General features: G+C 58.3%; 12 protein-coding genes. 1 reads left to right on the top strand and 11 read right to left on the bottom strand.

The features are described from left to right. Positions 1–110: 110 nt before the first annotated feature. The 6 genes from CHH67_RS01010 to CHH67_RS00990 all read right to left on the bottom strand — a co-directional run bounded on the left by CHH67_RS01010 (position 111) and on the right by CHH67_RS00990 (position 14382). Positions 111–3557, bottom strand: a complete 3447-nt coding sequence (locus CHH67_RS01010; protein ID WP_095263113.1) for an SbcC/MukB-like Walker B domain-containing protein — start codon at positions 3555–3557, stop codon at positions 111–113. Further along, positions 3554–4735 (bottom strand): exonuclease SbcCD subunit D, encoded by a 1182-nt coding sequence (locus CHH67_RS01005; protein WP_095263112.1) that lies wholly within the window; start codon positions 4733–4735, stop codon positions 3554–3556. The genes CHH67_RS01010 and CHH67_RS01005 overlap by 4 nt, the downstream gene beginning before the upstream one ends. Positions 4736–4905: 170 nt before the next feature. Then, complete coding sequence (gene addA / locus CHH67_RS01000) at positions 4906–9105, bottom strand: helicase-exonuclease AddAB subunit AddA (protein WP_095263211.1); 4200 nt, start codon at positions 9103–9105, stop codon at positions 4906–4908. Between the two features lie 5 nt (positions 9106–9110). Then, on the bottom strand, positions 9111–12632 hold the full coding sequence (gene addB / locus CHH67_RS00995) for a helicase-exonuclease AddAB subunit AddB (RefSeq protein WP_095263111.1): 3522 nt from the start codon (positions 12630–12632) through the stop codon (positions 9111–9113). Positions 12633–12742: 110 nt separating this feature from the next. Next, positions 12743–12880, bottom strand: a complete 138-nt coding sequence (locus CHH67_RS26440; RefSeq protein ID WP_218832002.1) for a hypothetical protein — start codon at positions 12878–12880, stop codon at positions 12743–12745. A gap of 128 nt (positions 12881–13008) precedes the next feature. Then, complete coding sequence (locus CHH67_RS00990) at positions 13009–14382, bottom strand: class I SAM-dependent rRNA methyltransferase (RefSeq protein WP_095263110.1); 1374 nt, start codon at positions 14380–14382, stop codon at positions 13009–13011. A 129-nt stretch (positions 14383–14511) separates the two neighbouring features. Here CHH67_RS00990 and CHH67_RS00985 point away from each other — a divergent pair, with 129 nt between their 5' ends. Then, positions 14512–15483, top strand: coding sequence for a Na/Pi cotransporter family protein (locus CHH67_RS00985; RefSeq protein WP_095263109.1), 972 nt, complete (start codon positions 14512–14514; stop codon positions 15481–15483). 27 nt (positions 15484–15510) lie between these two features. Here CHH67_RS00985 and CHH67_RS00980 read toward each other — a convergent pair whose 3' ends face one another. The 5 genes from CHH67_RS00980 to prmA form a co-directional block, all read right to left on the bottom strand. Then, on the bottom strand, positions 15511–15948 hold the full coding sequence (locus CHH67_RS00980) for an NUDIX hydrolase (protein ID WP_095263108.1): 438 nt from the start codon (positions 15946–15948) through the stop codon (positions 15511–15513). Between the two features lie 90 nt (positions 15949–16038). Continuing rightward, positions 16039–17376 carry a tRNA (N(6)-L-threonylcarbamoyladenosine(37)-C(2))-methylthiotransferase MtaB gene (gene mtaB / locus CHH67_RS00975; RefSeq protein WP_095263107.1) on the bottom strand — a complete coding sequence of 446 codons (1338 nt, stop codon included), beginning with the start codon at positions 17374–17376 and terminating at the stop codon, positions 16039–16041. Between the two features lie 2 nt (positions 17377–17378). Next, a complete protein-coding gene (locus CHH67_RS00970) occupies positions 17379–18149 on the bottom strand; it encodes a 16S rRNA (uracil(1498)-N(3))-methyltransferase (RefSeq protein ID WP_095263106.1) in 771 nt (256 codons plus the stop codon). Between the two features lie 121 nt (positions 18150–18270). After that, positions 18271–18954 carry a site-2 protease family protein gene (locus CHH67_RS00965; RefSeq protein ID WP_095263105.1) on the bottom strand — a complete coding sequence of 228 codons (684 nt, stop codon included), beginning with the start codon at positions 18952–18954 and terminating at the stop codon, positions 18271–18273. Beyond that, complete coding sequence (gene prmA, locus CHH67_RS00960; RefSeq protein ID WP_095263104.1) at positions 18954–19934, bottom strand: 50S ribosomal protein L11 methyltransferase; 981 nt, start codon at positions 19932–19934, stop codon at positions 18954–18956. The genes CHH67_RS00965 and prmA overlap by 1 nt, the downstream gene beginning before the upstream one ends. Positions 19935–19955 lie beyond the last annotated feature (21 nt).

Raw genomic sequence — 19955 nt, 5'->3', positions numbered from 1 at the left:
GGTCCGATCCATTCGCAGGCACTTCTTAGAATGTCGGCTTAACTGTATTATAACAGCGGGTTGTTGCTGTTTCTGTGATCCATATCACCGGTTTGACAAAGCTGCAATAGCTACATTTTCTCCAGCCGGATCTGCGATCCTGCACCGGCCTGTTCCGCCGGCTGAATGATCAGCTTGCGGGGCAGACGGGCACGAAGCTCCGGCACATGGCTAATAATGCCTACCGTCAATTTGTCGCTATGCAGTCTCTCCAGGGATGTGATGACCGTGTCGAGCAGCTCGGGATCCAGCGTGCCGAAGCCTTCGTCCAGGAAGAAGAACTGCAGCGGGTACTGTCCGCGCAGCTGAATCTGGGCTGACAGCGCCAGCGCAAGCGACAGCGAGGTGAGGAATGTCTCTCCCCCGGATAAGGTGGATACCGGACGCCGGACACCGCCGTTGGCATCATCACGGATTACAAAGCCGCCGCCGGAGTCCACCTCGAGCGAATACCGCTGCTTGGTCAGAAAGCGCAGGCGCTGGGAAGCGGCCTGACTGACCTGCATCAGCTGCTCCTCTGCGATGTATTCTACAAACGCATTCCCGCGCAAGCAGGATTGCAGCTTGGCTAACCGCTCGCCCTGCAATTGAAGGCCGGCCCGCTGCTCCTCCAGCTCCATAAACCGGACATGGCGCTTCCTGAGATCTTCAACATCCCGCTCGGCTCTCGCTCTGGCCTGTATCGCAGCCTCATCCGCTTGGCGCAGCTGCTCCTGTTCCAAACAGATCTGCTGCCATAGCGCCTCGTCAAACGGCACGCCCCCGAGCTTCTGCTCTACGTCCCGCAGGCGCAGCGACCATTCCCGCTGGCTGTCCCGATGAGCGGCCACCCGCAGCTCTGAGCGCTCCTTATCTTCAGCCGACAGGCATGCCTCCAGCACGCCGGCTTCAGTGGCAAAAGGAGAGGACTCCAGCAGACTATCCCAGCGCTGCCGGGCGGCTTTGGCATGCTCTTCCGCAGACTCAGCTGCCTGCTGCGCAACCGCCGCCTCCTTCGCGGCTGCGGCCCTGGTTTCATCCGCTGTTTTGCGATGATGGCGGGCACGCTCTGCCGTTTCCTTCAGCGACTTGAGCTTGGCGACACATTCGCGCAGCAGCTGCTCTGCCGACTCGCTTCCGATCCAAGCATGAAGCCGCTCTTCCTTCTCCTTTAACACATCCGATTTGCTCTGTCTTTGCGCTTCTCCTTGAATCCAGCGCTTCTCAAGCTCGCGCTGCTCCTGCTCAAGATGCTTGACGAGCTGCGCCTTTTCCTCCAGGAAAGGCACGCTCCGCTCCAGCCCTTCCCTCACGGACTCGGCCTCGGCATCCTTCTCTTGCATGCGCCTGAAGCGTTCCTCCGCTTCGGACAGAGGCAGCTCCGGATTCTCCTGCGCCCAGGCGTCGATCGCTTCCGCAACCTCGCCCTTCAGCACACGCACTCTCTCGCGCAGCTGTGACAGCAGCAGGCTGCCGCTCTCCACCGCCGCAGTCTCCTTTGCAAGCTCCTGCTGACAGGAGAGGAGCGCGCGCTGGACCTTCTCGCCCGCTTCCCGGCACTCGGCGATATCCTTGGATATTGAGGCCACAGCTGCCACGGCAGCGGCCGCATATAACTCCACCTGGTCCACATCACATTCGGCTCCGAGATTCGCCAGGAGCGCCGGAGCCGCCTCTTCAGCCGGCTGAGACAGGTCTGGAGAGAGAGGAGGCTCAGCATTCGCCAATGAATCAGCATCTGCTTCTGCACCATAACCGCCAGCGATCAAACCGGCTTCATTCACCAAATGCGTGAGGCGGATTCGAACCTCCTGCAGTTGCTCAGAGACTCGTTCCAGACGCTCCCGGCGCTCTTCGTCCTCATTGCCCCGGCCGTCACTCGCCATTGCCGGGTGAGGATGAGACAGGCTGCCGCACACAGGACAAGGCTCACCATCCCGAAGCTCGGCGGCCAGCTGCAACGACAGGAGGTGCCGCTGCTTCTCGCGCTGCGCAGCATTCCACTCGGCGGCAAGACGCCGCACAGCCTCCTCCGCCTGCACGATGCTTTCGCCCGCGGCTGCCGCAGCCGAGCGGCAATGGTTCGCCTGCTTCCCAAGCTGTATGTATTGCTGCTGCAATAACTGTTCCTCGCGAGCGCTCCGATCCCGCTTCGCCTCCAGCTGCTTCTGCCGTTCTTCCTGCTCCTTCAGCTCGATGGCAGCCTGGCTCAGCTGCTTCTCGGCGGCCTCCACGGCCTGCCGCCTCTGCATTGCCGCATGCAGCAGCTGCCGCTCACCGGAACGCGTCTCCAGCCCCTTCAGCTGCTGCTGAAGCTCTTCCCGGCGCTTGCTGCCGCGTTCCAGCAGCTCCTGCTCCTTGCGGAGCCGCCCGCCGACATCATCCATCTGCTGCCGGGTCTCGCCTAACTGGCGCTCCAGCTGCGCCAGCTCAGCCCGCAGCGCATCGCGCGCTCGCTGCAGCTCCGCCGCCTGCTCCAGCTGCTCCGCGCGCAGCACCAGCTTCGGCTCCTCTGCGGCCAGCACCGCCTGGGCCGCTTCGTCAGCGGCTGTCGCTTCCTCCGCGAGCTTGTCCGCCTCGGCGGCTCGAACGCGAAGCGCCTCAGCTGCTTCGCGCCGGCTCTGCCATTGCCGCTCGGCCTCGCGCCACGTCTCCAGCGCCGGCAACATGGACGCCGCTGCCCCCGTCAGCTCGAGCTGTCGCTCCAGCCTGCGGATTTCATCCTCCTGCGCCGCAAGCTCCGCCAGCTTGTTCTCCAGCCGCCGCTTCTCCAGATCGAGCTCACGCATTCTGCCCAGCGCCTCGGCCCGCTCCGTGACAGCTGTCAACTGCTTGCGCACCGCGTCCGCATGCGTTTTAGCCGCTGCTAAAGCCTCTTCGGCCTCGGCAACCGCCTCCTTGCCAGCCATTCCGAGCCCCTGCTGCTCGGCCTCCACCGACTTAAGCTCGGCATCGTTCTCCTTCACCCGCCGGCTCAGCTTCATGGCCAGCTGGTCGCCATATCGCTCCAGGTGAAACAGGCGCTGGAGCATCTGCCTGCGCTCGCTGCCTTTCAAGGACAGAAACTCGGCGAACTTGCCCTGGGGCAGAACGACAGCCCGGGTGAAATCGTCCATCTTCAGCCCCAACTTCTCTTCCACCGTCCGGGTAACATCGGCCAGCTTGTCGGCAATCACCTGATCGCCCTCCGCTGTGACGTGAATAAACCGGCTGACCGTGTTGCTGACAGACAGTTCGTTCACCCGCTTGAACCTCCGCTCCACCCGGTAGCGCTCCGCACCGCTCGCGGAAGCAAGCTCAAACGTAAAGGATACAAACAGACTGTCCTCGGAATGATTCATAATGCCCTGTGTTCCGTTTACCGCCCGTTCCACTTTGCCGTACATCGCCAAGGTAATCGCATCGAGCAGCGTCGATTTGCCGCTGCCGGTCGGACCGAAGATCCCGAATATTCCGGCTTCACACAAGGTTTCGAAATGAATCTCCTGCGGTTCCCGGTAGCTTTGAAGCCCCGATAATTTCAGCAAAATCGGCTTCACTTGGCCAGCACCTCCCCGCTGTCCGCATCCTCTTCCTCAACGAGCTCCAGGAACAGGTTAACCAGATGCTCCTCCGGCTCGCCGCCCCCGGTCTGACGCTGATAAAATTTGCGGAATATTTCCGGCAGCGGAAGCTGCGAACGCTCCGTTTCAAGCAGGAGCGCCTCCATCTCCGGATATACGGGCCGGATATGGATAATGCCGTCCCTGCTTTTCCGAAGACGCTGAATATCCGCCATGCCCATCGCCTCGGTCAAGGAGATCTCCAGATCGATATAGGCGTCCGGATCTCTTCCCTCACCCAGCCAGCGGTACACTTCCTCCAGTCCCCCCTTGGCCTTCCAGCGCACGAGAGGACGCCCGCTCCTTAGGAAAATCTCTTCCACCACCGGCGTTCCTCCCGGGGCAACGTCCACCATCGTCACCGATTTGGCCTGTCCCGCCTCGGAGAAGCTGTAAGCGAGCGGCGAGCCGCTGTACCGGATCAGGCCATCGCCCTTGACGGCTTGCGCCCGGTGCAAATGACCTAGCGCGGTGTAGCATGCTCCGACGGCCAGCGCCGAAGGGTCCACCGTATAGGCGCCGCCGACCTGGATCGGCCGCTCCGAATCGCACTCGACGCCGCCGAGAACATAAATATGACTCATGGCAAGATTGACCGTATGCGGGCTGAATTCCCTGGCCATCAGGCTCATCAAATGGCCGACCCGCTCGCTGTATGCCCGGCGAAGCTGGTCCTCGTCGCCGTCTCCGCCGAGAAGCTCATTCAGCCTGGCCTCTGAAGGATACGGAAGAGCCGCAATCTTCGCCGTTTCACCGGTTCGGGGAATAGATACCGTCACCGTCTCGGCAACGGGCGCTCCGATCAGGGTCAGCCCTCTGGCAGCCACGAGCGGTCTGACAGAGGATACCCGGTCAGGCTGATCATGATTGCCCGCAATGACGACCATCGGCCGCCCTCCTTCCGTCAGCCTTGCAGCCGCTTCATAGAACAGCTGCTCCGCTGCTGCAGGCGGATTGACCGAATCATACACATCCCCTGCCATCATAATCAGATCAGCCTGCTGCTCATCGGCGAGCGCAACCAGTTCATCGATGAACTGCTCCTGCTCCTCCAATCGGCTGCGCCCTTCAAGCGTTCTGCCCAAATGCCAGTCTCCCGTATGCAAAATGCGCATCGTGATACTCCTTCCCGGGGTCCAAGCGTACCCGCTTGATCCTTTTTCTCATTCGTGAACATGTTCTACAAAACACTTCATTACCTCTCCCCGCCAGAGAGAATTCCAATCCGAGGACAATTGCAATCCGTCCAGCCTATCCTCAATCACAACATGATATCCTCATCATCCTAGAGCTGCACCGCATGGCCCCCATCAAAAAAGTAAAGCCACTTCTCCTGCACCTGCTCTCCCAAAATGTCGGTCAGCGCCTGCGCATACAGCTCCAGCTGGAAGCGGTACAGTTCCGTGAGCGCGTCCAGGCCACCCCGATGCTCCAACACTCGATCGGTCTTATAATCGAGAAGCACCAGCCGATTGTCGATGCGGAACAGACAGTCGATGATCCCCTGAATCAGCACAGACTCGCCCTCCAGCTGCTCGAGCTGCTCAACTCGTTCGCCGAGCGCTGCGGCCTGGCCGAGAAGGGCAAGGCCTTGATAAGCTTCCGCTGCCGGCAGGGCATAGGAGAACGGCATCTCCCGCCAAATTTCTTCTGCCGCGCGGAGCCGCTGGCCAATCGGACTGTCCAGGAAGCGCCCGATTTCCTCGGGACGCACCGCCTCTGCCTGTTCAGGGGTCACAATTTCCTTCTCTACGAGAACGGCTATCGTTTGCTCTGCAATCGAGGCGAAAGAGCCTGCCGCTTCGTGACCCGCATGCGATTGCCCATCTCCTTCCGCTTGATTCAGACCCGTCCCTGCCTGAAGCGGAAGATGCTGCATAATGGTGTGGTATACCGTTCCCCGCTCTGCTGGCGACAGCTTCGAGGCTTCCATGAATTTCGGACGTCGCAAGCGAAGCGTGAACGCGTGCTCTGCCGCTGACGCCCCTTCCCGCATGCCGCGCATCACCGACTGCTCCTCCAACAGATCCAGGGATGGGCTGTCCTGCAGCGCAAGCAGCTTTTTCATTTCCGATACCGAGGTGTTGGCCGGAATTTGGCTGACCGTTTCGTAAGGGTACGACCAGGACAGCCTTTCCCGCACAGCGGAACGGCGCGCATCAGCGTCTTCCCCCGCAGCCGCACGCTCGGCCAGAGATACTGGCTGCAGGTTCCGCAGCGCGTTCCACTTGCCGTGGCGGTCATCCCCATCCTCATCGTCCGGGGCTGCGATCCGGACATCTTGCGCCGCGAGCACATCCGGCGTCGTCACCTGAATGCTCCAGGCAGACTGCTCCCCTGCCAGTACACCGGATGACGACGTCTCCGTCAACCCAGCCATCGTACGCAGCAGCCCGGCGGACGGGTGGCGAATGATCGCCGGCCCGATCCAGTCCAGGTAGCTGCGCCCTCTGGCAAGCAGGTAGTCCGGAAGCAGCAGCTCCGGATGGCTGTCCGCCTGGGCCCAGGCAGAAGCTTTTTTCGCTAAATCCTTCATCGTCCCGATCAAGACCAGCTTCTCTTTCGGCCGAGTCAGCGCCACATACAGCACCCGCATCTCTTCAGCCAGCAGCTCGAGCTGCGACCGCCGGCGGATCGCCAGGTTGGGAAGCGTCGGATAGCTGACCCGAATCGACTCGTCCACATATTTCGGACCGAAGCCAAGTTCCTTATGCATCAGGAAAGAAGCGTTCAGATCCTGCTGGTTAAAGTTCTTCGATAATCCGGCTACAAAGACGACTGGAAACTCCAGCCCCTTCGATTTATGAATCGTCATCAGGCTGACCGCATTCCCCTGATTCTCTGCTCCGCCCACGGCGCCAAGATCTCCGCCGCGCTCCCGCAAACGCGAAATAAATGTAAGGAAACGAAACAGTCCTCTCGAGGACGTATCCTGCTCGTACTGCACTGCGCGGTCGTAGAGCGCCGTCAGATTGCTCTGACGCTGCTTCCCTCCGGGCAGCCCGCCAACCCAGTCCAGATAGCCTGTCTCGCTGTAAATCCGCCAGATCAGCTCGCTCAGACTTCCCTTGCGCGCCTCTTCACGCCAGCGCTCCAGCCGCTCTGCGAATCCGCTCAGCTTCATCCCCAGCTCGGCCGATATGGCAGACTGTTCGCTCTGCCCGTTGTCGGTCCCTGCAGGATGGCCGGCAACCAGCTCATGCGTCACGGCTGCTTCGGCCAAGCTTTCCGGCTCATAGCCGCTCACCCAGCGCCCATTCACCAGTCCCGTTCTCCGCTCAGACGAGAAGGCAAGCGGTCCGCCTTGCCGAACAGCCGCAAGCAAAGCGTCATAGAAGCTTCCCTTCGCGCACAGACGAACCTGTGCCAACTCCTCTTCATTCAAGCCAATGATCGGAGAACGCAGCACCGCCGCAAGCGGGATATCCTGCCGGGGATTATCGATCACCTGAAGCAATGACAGCATGATCTCCACTTCCGTTGCCTGGAAGTAGCCCTTGTTCTGCTCCCCCAGCGCGGGAATACCGGCCTGCCGCAGCTCCTCCAGAATCAAAGGCGCCCACAGCTGGGCCGAACGAAGCAAAATGACCATATCGCCATACTCGACCGGCCGCATCGCTTTGAGCGACTTATCGTACACCATTAGCGGCGCGCCCGTCTCCCCGGTCATCTCGCGAATCTTGCTTATGATCGCTCTGGCTTCCAGCTGGGCGGTTTCCATCTCCACCGCCTCGATAACGGTGTCGGCTCCTTCCTCCTCTTGCTCGGATTCAGAGCCTGATTCATCAGCGCCTTTGCCGCCGCGGTCAATGAGTATCAGCTCCGGCTGAAACGGACTTGCCCCAGCCCCATCATGGTCAGGGAAGGAAGCGCCGCAGACAAGCTCAGCCCGCTTGTCATAAGCGATTTCGGCCACCGATTCATTCATCAGCTGCCGGAACAGCAAGTTGACGGCATCGACAACTTCCATCCGGCTGCGGAAATTCCGCGCCAGATCGATGCGAATGCCTGCAGCGTCTGAATCCAGCCGGCCTTCGGCCTGCGCTGCGGAAGACTGCCCCTCCGTGATGTCTGACACAAACCGTTTATATTTATCCAGAAACAGCCCCGGTTCCGCCAACCGAAAGCGATAAATGCTCTGCTTCACATCGCCAACCATAAACCGGTTGCCCGGCTGCTCCCTGGAGATCAGGCGGACGATGCTTTCCTGTACGCTGTTCGTATCCTGGTATTCATCCAGCAGCACTTCATCAAACTGCTGGCGATACTCAAGCGCCGCATCCGACGGCATCGTATGGTCAGGCTCGGAATCCGTGTGACGCAATATATGCAGGCAGTAATGCTCAAGATCATTGAAATCGACGAGCCCCTTGGCCAATTTGGCCTGCCGGTAACGCTCACCGAAAGCGATAACGGTTTCCGCAAGCTCATTCATCAGCGGAGCTGCCGTGTGAAGCTCCTTCAAGAATTCGGCTGCCGGACGACCGAACAGGGAGGTTTTGAGCTCATTCACCGTCTTTTTCACATTTTCGCGCAGCTCTTTCACCCGCTCTTGCAGCTCCGGCTCCACCTCGTCCTTGCGGACCGATTTCAGCTTGCCGAACGAGGCATCGCGGAAGATGCTGTACAGCGATTCCCACGGCCCGCTCTGTACAGCTTCCAGCAGCCTGTTCACCAGCTGTAAATCTTCATCCAGCGTATCCGCATATGCTCCCGGTCCGCCAGGCTGAGCAGCAAGGACACGCGCCTGCTGCAGCAGACCGGCTGCCCCGCTTAAAGCCAGGGCTGCATCCGCCATGATGCTCTGCACCCATCCGGTGCTTCCGAGCGCAGCCGTGTCGCTCACCAGAAAATCGGCCGCTGTCGTTCTGAGCCAACGGTCCGGCCAAGGATGGCTGCGCGAAAAATCATACAGCCGCTGCACAAGCCGATACAGCGCATCATCGGTTCGCTCCCCGCTGAACCAGTCAGCCAGGCGTATAAAATCACCGCCATCACCAGCTTCGCCGTACTTCTCCTCGAACAGCTCCTCCATAATGTCCTGCCGCATCAGATCCGCTTCATGTTCATTCAGAATGCGAAAGCCAGGGTCGAGCGGAATGAGCTGATAATAGCGCCGGATCACATCCATGCAAAAGGAATGGAGCGTCGTGATCGAGGCTTTGCCAAGCAAAGCAAGCTGCCGGCGCAAATGCTCATTATCCGGGTCGCCGGTCAGCTCCCGTTCCAGCGCTTCCCGAATCCGCTGCCGCATTTCGGCAGCCGCCGCCTTCGTAAAGGTGGCGACGAGGAGCCGGTCCACACTGAATCCGGCCTCCGGATCCAGTACCCTGCGAATAATCCGCTCTACCAGAACCGCGGTTTTCCCCGATCCGGCAGCGGCAGCCACGAGGATGTCATTGCCGGAGAGGACGATCGCTTTCCATTGATCATCGCTCCACAAGCTGCCCTCAGGCTTGGGCGGAATTTCGTTTCTGCCGATCATCTCGCTCACTGTCCCTCTCCCTCCTTCATCTGTCCGAGCAGCTCCCATACCTGATTTCGTCCAGGCTTGCCAAGCAGCTGATAGTCGCTGCCTTCAATCGCTTCGTCAAACTGGCACACTGGACGGTACGGACAGAACGTACACGCTGTCTCCTGCTGTATGCGATACGGCTCGATTGCAACATCCCCGCCAGTAATCCGGGCGCCGATCGTTTGAATATTGTCCCGTACGGCCGAGAGAAGCACATCCCACTGCTCGGGCGTCGCCACAGCCGCACTGCTGTAGAAGCTGCCGTCGGCTTTCACCGCCACCGGCAGAATGGCCGAGTGCCCCTTCTCCAGATAGGAGTCCATGAGGGACACCGCCTCCCGATCCGCCAGCAGCAGACCCTTCATCTTGAACCGCTTAAGCAGTTCCTCGGCCGCCTGCTCAGGGGCCATGCCGTTAGCCGACTGCAGCACGGGATCATGCACGTGAAAATACAGCGTCCCTCCAGGCAGCGCGTGCTCTCCAAGCCAATCTTCCGCGAACGTCAGCAGCACGTCGAGATAGGTCAGCATCTGAAGAGACAGCCCGTAATATACCTCATGCAAACGCAGATCCGTCTGGCTGGATTTGTAATCGATCACGCGCAGCAGCAGACCGTTCTCGCCACGCGCCATATCCACCCGGTCGATCCGTCCGACAATCTCCATCGTCACCCCGCCCGGAAGCTGAAAGGTAAGCGGCGGCAGCGGCTGGCCCGGACCGAAATCCAGCTCAAGCCCCACCGGCTCAAAGTGGCCTCTGCGCGCCTGCTCGCCCAAAATGACGGAAGCCCGGCCGACTATATTTTTAAGCTTGCGCTTGATGTAACCGTATCGCTTGGAGCTGAGCAGTATTTCGCCCTGCAGCATCGGCGCTAGACGCTCTACCGTTTCCTCGGCTTCGCGCAGGCATTCCTCCGGCGTCAGCTGTCCCCAGCTCCGATGCTGGGCCTGAAATTTCTGGGCCATGCTGCTGAGCGCAGCATGAAACAGCTGCCCGATATCCGGGGCTTGAAGGCGGTAGAGCTGGCGCTCCCGCAGCTTCAGGCCGTGAGAGGCAAAATGCGAGAACGGACAGGCAACAAACCGCTCCATTCGCGATACGCTCGTCCGCAGCTTCGTTCCGTACAGCCGCTTGCTTGTCTCCTGCCCCAGCCTGCGAGCCTCATTCGTATATTGAAGCGAAGTCAGCATACGTTCCAGTGAACCTCTCCACTCCGGCTGCTCCGCAAACCAGTTGTATACATGCCACCACAGGTCGGGAATCCGCTCCCCGTTCATCCACTCTCGAAGGCGAGCGGTCAGATAGGCCAAGGATTTTCCCGGATGAACCGCATAGCGCTCCTGCTCGTCGGCGCTCAGTCCTCCGTGCGGCCGCGGCGGCAATGCGCCTTCCTCGACCCTGAACATACGCTTCAGATGACGGATCACCTCCGACGGCAGCAGCGGTTTCCCTTCATCATCCGCTGCAGGATAGCTGACCCACAGCTGCATGCTCGCTGACGTCAGCGCCCTGTAGATCAGAAATCGTTCATCGAGCAGCTTTCTGGCGATGCCCGGGGCCAGCTCCACGCCGGCTTGTTCCAGGCTTGTCCGCTCCTGCTCAGTCAGAACGCCGTCGTCCTGAAACTGGGCCGGAACGACGCCTTCATTCATCCCGAGCAGAAATGCGTATTTCACGCCGCCCGCTCTCGTCCGGTCCATGCTGCCAATCAGCACCTGATCCAGCGCCGGAGGAACCAGTCCCATCTTCAGCTCAGTCAGACCGGTGTCCAGCACGCCGGCGAACAGCTCGGTCCCCAGCTTCTCGCTTCCCATCATCTCCACAATTTGATCCAGGAGATCAAGCACAGCGCTCCATACCTGACGATGCTCCCTCGCCTCTTCCGGCCGCCCGGCCTCCAGTGCAGCGCGGCTCAGCAGCTCCAGCTTCTCCGGAATCGCCAGCTCTTCCATAAGCAAGTACACCGCCGTGCACTGCTCCTTGGCTGTGCCAGCCTTCTTCAATCGCTTCTCGAATGACAGCAAAGGGGCCGCTATAGCAGCCCTGCAGCGCTCGATCAGCTGATGTGCTTCATCCACCCTGTCGGCCCTGCTGTATGCATCCTCCCCATCTTCAAGCGACAGGCTTGGCACGCCGCGCCATGGACGTCCATCGGTCCAGCGCGAGCCTTGAATGCCGGAAGCCAGCACGAAGTTCTCAAGCTTATCCATGTCTTCGCGGGACAACGAGCCGTCCAGCGGAAGCACCAGATCGGTCTTGATGCAGCGGAACACATCCTCATATCGCCAGCGCCGCACAATGATATCTAGCGCCGAACGCAGAAATTCCACAACCGGGTGGTGCAGCTCGCTTCGCTTCTGGTCCAGAAAGTACGGAACGCCATATTCCTGGAATAGCGGACCGGCCAGATGCTCGTATACATTCAGGTTGCGTACAAACACGGCCATCTCGCGGAACCGGGCTCCTTCCTCCCGGACGAGGCGGAGCATTTCACGCAGCGCCCCCTCGATTTCCGCCCGCCGATGGCTGGCCGCATATAGAAGCAGCCCGTCTGAGCCATCCAGCGCCAGCGGCTTGCCTTGCCACCGGATCTTCCGGTCATAGCCCGACTCCACATGGGCAAGTGCGGGCCGATCCTGAAAGCGGGGAAGCGGATCGGGTCTAAGCACATGATCTTTCGTCTCTACGCCCAGCTCATGGGCGATCCCCTTCAGCTTTATGTACGTAACCGCAGCCGGGTGGAACAAATCGAGCTCATGCGGGGCCGTTCCTTCGGCATAGGGCTTGTCCAGCGTCAGCGCAACCGTAACGCTGCCCGCATGCCGGATCAACTCGCTGAGCACCCTGTATTCCTGGGGGGTAAACCCGTTGAAGCCGTCGATCCATACCTCAGCCCCTCGCATATACGCGGAAGCAGACATCCCTTCAGCCAGCGTGGCGAGCGTATCCTCCTCATCCATATACAATCGCGAGATTTCAAGTTCAAAATCCCGATATACCTTCAGAATATCTTCAAGCTTCCGCTGCAGCAGCGGAGAGCCGTTTCCTGGGGCGGACAAGCGCTCCAGCTGCTCCTCGATGCAGCCGGCATCCACACAATACCGCTTCAGCTCCGTATACAGCTCGCTCAGCTTTCCGACGAACCCGAGCTGCTCCCCAGAATCCTTAAACAGATTGAGTTCCTCTTTGCGGCGCCTTAAAATTTTGTAAAGGAGCATCCGCTTGCCTTCCTCACTGACGGCCACTTTGGCGGCACCGCCCGTCTCCTGCATCACTCTGTAGGCCAAACGGCGGAAACTGAGCACCTGGGCCCGCATCGTCCCCCGGACATCATCCGAAGCGACGAGCGCATATTCAGCCTCAAAGGAGCCCTGCTCCGGCACGAGCAGAATCATCGGGCTACCCGAAGGATTCTCCTTCAACCGCTCTGCAATCGCCCGACGGATGGCCGTGCTTTTTCCGCTGCCGGACCTGCCGATCAGAAACTGAACCGACATGCTGTTCCTCCTCCCATGTTCCAGCTCTGCTGAAACGTTATATACGAATCCATTGTCTCTACTTTAGAGCGATCTATAAAGCGTCTATTCACGCAAATTACTATGCTTCACTAAAGAGCCGGCCCTTGGGTATCCAGCAGGCTCAAGCCGCCCTTCAACTCGCTTCGCAGCATGCCTGACGGATCGTAAATCCAGCGGGCAATAGCCTGAAGCTGATGGTTAATAGTATAACATAAGTCCATATCCACGGAACATACGTTTGGATTTATTTAGCATTCGGACCAGCAGACTGGGGACCGTATCTCCACGCCAAAAAGCCCCCTCCACACCGGGAGAGAGCCTTTCATTTCCATATGGATGGAGCCAATCCGAACCGCTATATTTTAAGTTTGCTTCTCACTTCGAAGATGGCAAACTTCAGGTAGTGTCCTTCCTGAACACCGAGAATTTGCGGGTGATCCTTGCCCGCAGCCCGCCATTCGACCAGACGCAATACTTTACCTGCATCTTGCGCTGCCTCCTGGATCGTCTCGAGGAACAGATCCGGACGCATATGATAGGAACAGCTTGCGGTGACAAGATAACCGCCCTCGTTAACGAGCTTCATGCCGTGCAGATTGATATCCTTATAGCCGCGGCAAGCGCCCTTCACCGCCGATTTTGTCTTGGCAAACGCCGGCGGATCAAGAATGACAACATCCCAGGATCGCCCGCCCCCGGCCGTGAGCGGTTTGGAGGTATCCACCTTCTGATCCGCGCGTGCGCGCTGCTCACGCTCCTCCAGTCCTTTAACCTGGTTCCGCAAGTAGACAAAAGCGTCATCAACAACAAACTCCACCCGTTCCTGGAAGCCATTCAGCTCCACATTCTCCCGCGCGCTGTCAATGGCGTGCTGGGAAATATCCAGGCAGGTAACCTTCTTCGCCCCGTACTGGCAGGCGTGAAGGGTGAAGCTGCCCGTATGCGAGAAGCACTCCAGCACCGTCGCGCCGTCCCAGAACGGAAAGGTAACCTCCTTGCCGCTTTTGTTCACAGGCACCCTCTTCTTCTGTCCGTCCGCTTCGATCTCCTGCAGTGTAATGCCGCTGCGTTTGCCCCAGCCGGTCATCAGCGGCTTGATCGACGCACGATTCTCCCGCTGATCGAAGAAATAGCCCGTTTTCTGGCCTTCCACAATGTCCACTTTGATCTTCAGGCCGTTCTCGGTCACCGTGACATGGCGCGGGCATTCCCCATACAGCGGGCCCTTGCGCTGCTCAAGGCCTTCCAGCTCCCGAACGGATACATCGCTCCGCTCATATATTCCGGTCGGGTTCACAACTTCAACCAGCGCGCTCACAATCTCGTCACGGCAGCGATCCATCCCGAGCGTCAGCAGCTGGATAACCAGCACGTCAGCAAAGCGGTCCACGATGAGCCCGGGAAGAAAATCGGCTTCGCCATATACAAGACGATACGCGTTCTCCCCTTGCACAAACCGTTCTCTGTGACTCATGCACTGACGGAATCGTTCAGCGAAGAAAGCCTGGTCCATCTGCTCAATAGGCTCATAAGATACGACCCGCACCGTAATTTGCGAGGCCGGATTATAATAGCCGGCGGCCAGGAAGCGACCTTGATGGTTCAGTACCTGCACCAATTCCCCCGCAGCAGGCTCCCCTTCGACAGAGGCAATCTCGCTCTTGAATATCCAGGGATGGCCCTGCTCTAATCTTTTTTTACGGCTCCGATCCAAAATTACCGATGGCACTTACACTTCACTCCTCTATTTGTCTCCCCGGGGCTATTCATTGGCATGCATGTCCGCCCCCGGTCATATACGTAGTTAAAAAGGCTGCCTTCGAAGCAACGAATTCATCTGCCAGAAAAGGAGAACATCATGCTGTCTTCACTATGGTTTCCTATCTGTTACGGCCTTGTCCTGTTTCTGCTTGGCATGAAGGTGATGGAAGCCGCGCTGCAGCGCTGGGCCGGTCCCCTCCTGCAGCGCTGGCTGCACAAGGCGACCTCGACTCCGCTGAAAGGCATGGTGTCCAGCATGGCGGTTACGGCCCTGCTCCAGAGCAGCACAGCCGTAACCGTGCTGTCAATCGGATTCGCCAATGCCGGTCTGCTCAGCTATTCCGGAACGCTTGGCATCATCCTCGGCACCAACATCGGGACGACCGTCACCACCGAGCTGATCAGCCTGCAGATCGGACAGGCTGCGCTGCCGCTGCTGACGCTGTCCTTGATGCTCTGGGCAGGACTGGTCATATCCGCCGAGCGGGTCCCCCGCGGCTATGCGTCGCTGAAGAACCTGCTGACACGCAGCCAGTATCTGTGCCTTGCGGCCGCCGGTTTTGCCGCCATTCTGCTCGGTATCCGCTTCATGCAATCCATCGGGGCTGACCTGGAGCGCCTCGGCCTGTTCCAGTGGTTCCTTGATCAGGCTGCCCAAAGCGTCCTCTGGGGCATTGCCGCAGGCGCTGTACTGTCGGCGATCATGCACAGCAGCGCGGCCGTGATCGCGATGGCGATGAGCCTGGCTACAGCCGGCGCGCTGCCGCCCGAGCTTGGCGTTGCCATCGTCGTCGGCTCCAATGTAGGCACCTGTGTCACCGCCCTGATCGCCGCCATCGGCAGCACCGCTGCCGGTCGCTTCGTCGCCTGGTCCCATATGGTGCTCAATATCGGGGGAGCGGTGCTGTTCGCCCCATTCATCCTCGGACTGACCACCGTCTCGGGCTGGTTTGCCGCTGGTCCGGCCGGACAGATCGCCCACGCCCAGACGCTGTTCAACATCATCTGTTCCCTGCTGGCCCTGCCGTTATGCTATCTCCCGGTATGGTCCCGGAAACCCCGCCCCTGATCGGGAGGTTCGGCCGTTGCGGCGGATTTAGCGAGGAATGTTCACCTGAAGCAGCTCCAAAGCTTTGCGCAGGATGACATCATTGTTGTTATACCCGTTGCGGCGCTGCTTGTTCCAGGCTTCCAGCGGCGCATGCCAATCCACCCCGTTGATTTCTTCCAGCTGGGGTTTCAAGGTGCCTTGCACTGCTTCAACGAGATAATAATGAACCTCCTTGTCCACAATACCGTATTCAGGATGATTGTATTTATAAGGAATGATATCCACTCGTGTGATGATGCGGCCAACAATGCCCGTCTCTTCAACAATTTCGCGCAGCGCGGTCTGCTCCACCGTTTCACCCGGCTCCATTTTGCCTTTCGGAAGAGAGGTCTTGCCGTACCGGTCCTGGATGAGCTGAATTTGAAGCTCGCCTTCATGGTATCGGTACACGACGCCGCCTGCGGATATCTCTTTTCGTGTCATGTCTGCATCCTCCTTCATGTGCAACAAGGATTTCACTTCCGGTTGAATTCGGGAAATGAAATCCTTGTCAGGTACGGCCAAGCCGAAAGATTACTGGGCGGCTGCCGTTAATCCGTTGTGCATAACGCTGACCAGTTCGCCTTCGCACTCATTGACTCCGGCCTTGGTCACCTTTACGCGGCACATCTGGCCTTCAAGATCTGACGATCCGTTGAATACCAGTTGAAGATAGTTGTCGCTGTATCCCTGCATTTTCCCGGAACCGCCCTTGTACTCGCGCTCCGGAATCACTTCCAGCACCTGGCCGACAAAGCGTTTGGCATACGCCAGCTGAAGCTGTTCAGACAGGTCGATCAGCTCATGAACGCGCGCGTTCTTCACCTCTTCGTCCACCTGATCCTCCATCCGGGCAGCCGGAGTGCCGGTCCGCTTCGAGTAAGGGAAGACATGCATCTCCGAGAATTGAATTTCTTTCATCAGGTTGTAGCCGTTGCGGAACATCTCGTCCGTCTCCCCAGGGAAGCCGACGATCACATCGGTCGTGATGCCCACATCAGGCATCGCTTGACGAATCAAGCCCATCTTGTTGTAAAATTCCTCGGTTGTATATTTGCGGCGCATCCGCTTCAGAACCGTATCATCGCCCGCCTGCAGCGGGATATGTAGATGACGGCACATTTTGCTGGAGCGGTTAAGCACGTCGAGCATCTTCTCGTCGATTTGGCTGGCTTCGATGGAGCTGATGCGAATACGCTCCAGGCCGTCCACCCGGTCGAGATCCCACAGCAGATCGGACAGTTTGTAATCCTCCATATCGTCGCCGTAACCGCCGGTGTGAATGCCGGTCAGCACAATTTCCTTGTACCCGGCTTCCACAAGCTGGTTGGCCTGCTTGAGGATGCTCTTCGGATCCCGGCTGCGCGACAGGCCGCGCGACCAAGGAATGATGCAGAAAGTGCAGAAATTGTTGCATCCGTCCTGAATTTTGAGGAACGCCCGCGTGCGCTCAGCAAAATCCGGCACATCCATTTCCTCGAACACTCTCGTTTTCATAATGTTGCGTACTGCATTGATTGGCTGGCGTGTTTTTTCGATATCATGAATGAAGCTCATAATTTTATCCCGGTCCTGGTTCCCGATTACGAGGTCAACCCCCGGAATATCCAGAATCTCGGCTGGCGATGTTTGCGCATAGCAGCCTGTAACCGCCACGATGGCGTCAGGATTGCGGCGAACGGCCCGTCTGATCATCTGCCGGCTCTTCTTGTCTCCGGTATTGGTCACGTGGCACGTATTAATAAGGTATACATCGGCAGTTTGCTCGAAATCCACCTGCTCGTAGCCTTCATTCTTGAAGTACTGCCAGATGGCTTCTGTATCGTAAAAGTTGACTTTGCAGCCCAGTGTGTAAAATGCTACGGTTGGCATGATCAAACTCCCCCCATTTCTCCAGATTCATATAAAGCGCAGGTCAACGCCGTCATTCCGGCGGTTTCGCAGCGCAGTATTCTTCGCCCGAGTCCGACAGCTTCCGCTCCGGCTTCTTCGGCGATTCGGACTTCATCCTCCGTAAAGCCGCCTTCAGGACCGATAACCAGCAGCAGGCTGGCCACCGCGCCCGAATCGGCAAATATCTGCTCAACAAAAGGCTTGAGCCGGTCCCGGATGTGCAGTCCCTGCTCTTTCTCATAACAAAAGTATACGGCATCATAGGCCGAGAATGTCTGCAGCAGCGTCTTGAAAGATACCGGCGAATCGATCACCGGAATCCGGTTGCGATGCGCCTGCTCTGCTGCTTCCTTAGCGATTTTGCGCCAGCGCTCAAGGCGCTTTCCTTCCTTTTTGGCATCATACTGAACGATGGTCCGCTCAGACCAAAAGGGCGCAAAAGCCACCGCACCGATCTCGGTGCACTTCTGGATCACCGTCTCCATCTTGTCCCCTTTGGGCAGACTCTGGGCAACGGTCACTTGCAGCCGCGGCTCTGCGGTCATCTCCAAATATTCAACAACAACGGCGCTTACAGCGGCCGAGTCGATGCTGTCGATTTCCACCAGCGCTTCCCGGTCTTCTCCATCGCTGACAATAAACTTGTCTCCGGCCCTTCCGCGCATCACCTTGGCAATATGGCGGGCGTCATCGCCCGTTATCTCAACGCGCTCCCCAGCGAACTGCGCGGGAGCAACAAAATATCGCTGCATCTCTTATCCTCACCTAACTCCAAAATCGCCAAACCCCATCATACAACTTTTCCGCTTGCCTGACCAGAGAAAAGACGTGAAAATCCCGTTATTTTAGCCGCTTCACCGAAATGAAGCATCATCATCCTCCGAAGAGGAGGATAAACAGATTCAAAAATTCGATCGACAGCATATGGGCCGCATTATACAGCGGTCGGATCGTATGCGCCTGAAACGCCGGTACAATGATGATCATCAGGAAGATCAGAATCGACCATTGCTCGATCACTCGCAGTCTGGCACTGACGCGCGGAGGAAGCACCTCCGACAAAATTCGATATCCATCCAGCGGAGGAAGCGGAATGAGATTGAACAAGCACAGAAAGAAATTCAGTAAAATAAACGTATTAAAGAAAATATGAACCGCTTGATCCACCCGATTCGTTCCGACCGCGTCGATCACTCCGAACTGGTACAGTGCCGCATAGATCAGCGCCCCCACAATGCCGAGCGCCAGATTGCTGAGCGGCCCGACAGCCGACACGATCACACTCATCCTGCGCGGGCGGCTGAAGTTGTCGCGATTCACAGGGACCGGTCTTGCCCAGCCGAAACCGGCAATAAGCAGCAGGAAGATGCCCAGAAAATCAAAATGCACAGCCGGATTCAAGGTGACGCGGCCCAGCATTTTGGCCGTTGGGTCTCCGAACTTGTAAGCCGCATAAGCATGCGCAAACTCATGGACCGTAAAGGCAATCATCAGAGCAATCAGGTAAAAAGGAAGCTGGTCCAGCGGATAAAATAAAAGCTGATCTAAAAACTCCATCACTCACTCTTCCTCGCTACAAACGCTACCCAGTCATCCTCGCGGCGAATATCCGCAATCTCGAAGCCGGACGCCTTGAGCGCCTGATCGACCATCTCTTCCTTGTTCTTGTAAATGCCTGATGCAATGTAGATGCCGCCGGGCTGAAGCGCCTGGTACACATCATCCACAAACAACAGGATCACCTCGGCCAAAATGTTCGCTACCACAATTTGCACAGGCAGCGTTACGCCAAGCTCTGCCTTGTGCTCGCGATCCGTGAGCACGGACAGCAGGTCGCTCTCAACAATCGTAATCCGGTCCTCCAGCCCGTTCAAGCGCGTGTTCTCCTTGGCGCTCGATACCGCCACCGGGTCAAGGTCAAGCGCCAGAATCCGGGATGCCCCCAAATACGCCGCGCCGATGGACAGAATCCCCGAGCCGGTACCGACATCAATCACTTCCTCGCCGCCTTGAATGACCGACTCCAGCGTCCGCAGACAAAGCGAGGTCGTCGGATGCGTACCGGTGCCAAACGCCATGCCAGGGTCCAGCTCAATGATCGATTCCGCTTCGGATTCAGGCTCATATGTCTCCCAGGTCGGCTTGATGGTCAGCCGCTCGGACACCCGGATCGGCTTGAAGTACTGCTTCCATGCCGTCGCCCATTCTTCCTCGTTGACGGTCTTCATCTCATACCGGACTTCCCCGGTGTTAATGCCGAAATCGCTAAGCTCCTCAATGCGCGGAGCGATCTCGCTTACGATCGATTCCAAGGATACCGTCTCATCAAAGTACCCTTTAATGACGGCGCAGCCCTCGGGAATATTGTTAAACGGGACGATCTCATCGAACCATTGTCCGAGGGAGGTGTCCCTTTTTTTATGGACAGTACCGGATTCCTCGATGGAGACGCCCCCGGCCCCGGCTTCATGCAAAAAGTTCGTAATCATCTCTACGGCTTCTTCCGTAGTATGTATCGTTAATTCATGCCATAACATGTGCAGCAGATCCTCCTCATT

Source organism: Paenibacillus campinasensis (genome assembly GCF_002272015.1).
Taxonomy (GTDB): domain Bacteria; phylum Bacillota; class Bacilli; order Paenibacillales; family Paenibacillaceae; genus Paenibacillus_AQ; species Paenibacillus_AQ campinasensis.
This window is presented reverse-complemented; position numbering and strand designations above follow the sequence as displayed.

Coding starts and splice junctions, on each gene's coding strand:
- mtaB (WP_095263107.1), bottom strand. CDS start 17,376: ATGCCAACCGTAGCATTTTACACACTGGGCTGCAAAGTCAACTTTTAC.
- addB (WP_095263111.1), bottom strand. CDS start 12,632: ATGTCGGTTCAGTTTCTGATCGGCAGGTCCGGCAGCGGAAAAAGCACG.
- prmA (WP_095263104.1), bottom strand. CDS start 19,934: ATGTTATGGCATGAATTAACGATACATACTACGGAAGAAGCCGTAGAG.
- addA (WP_095263211.1), bottom strand. CDS start 9,105: ATGATCGGCAGAAACGAAATTCCGCCCAAGCCTGAGGGCAGCTTGTGG.
- CHH67_RS00985 (WP_095263109.1), top strand. CDS start 14,512: ATGCTGTCTTCACTATGGTTTCCTATCTGTTACGGCCTTGTCCTGTTT.
- CHH67_RS00965 (WP_095263105.1), bottom strand. CDS start 18,954: ATGGAGTTTTTAGATCAGCTTTTATTTTATCCGCTGGACCAGCTTCCT.
- CHH67_RS00980 (WP_095263108.1), bottom strand. CDS start 15,948: ATGACACGAAAAGAGATATCCGCAGGCGGCGTCGTGTACCGATACCAT.
- CHH67_RS01005 (WP_095263112.1), bottom strand. CDS start 4,735: ATGCGCATTTTGCATACGGGAGACTGGCATTTGGGCAGAACGCTTGAA.
- CHH67_RS00970 (WP_095263106.1), bottom strand. CDS start 18,149: ATGCAGCGATATTTTGTTGCTCCCGCGCAGTTCGCTGGGGAGCGCGTT.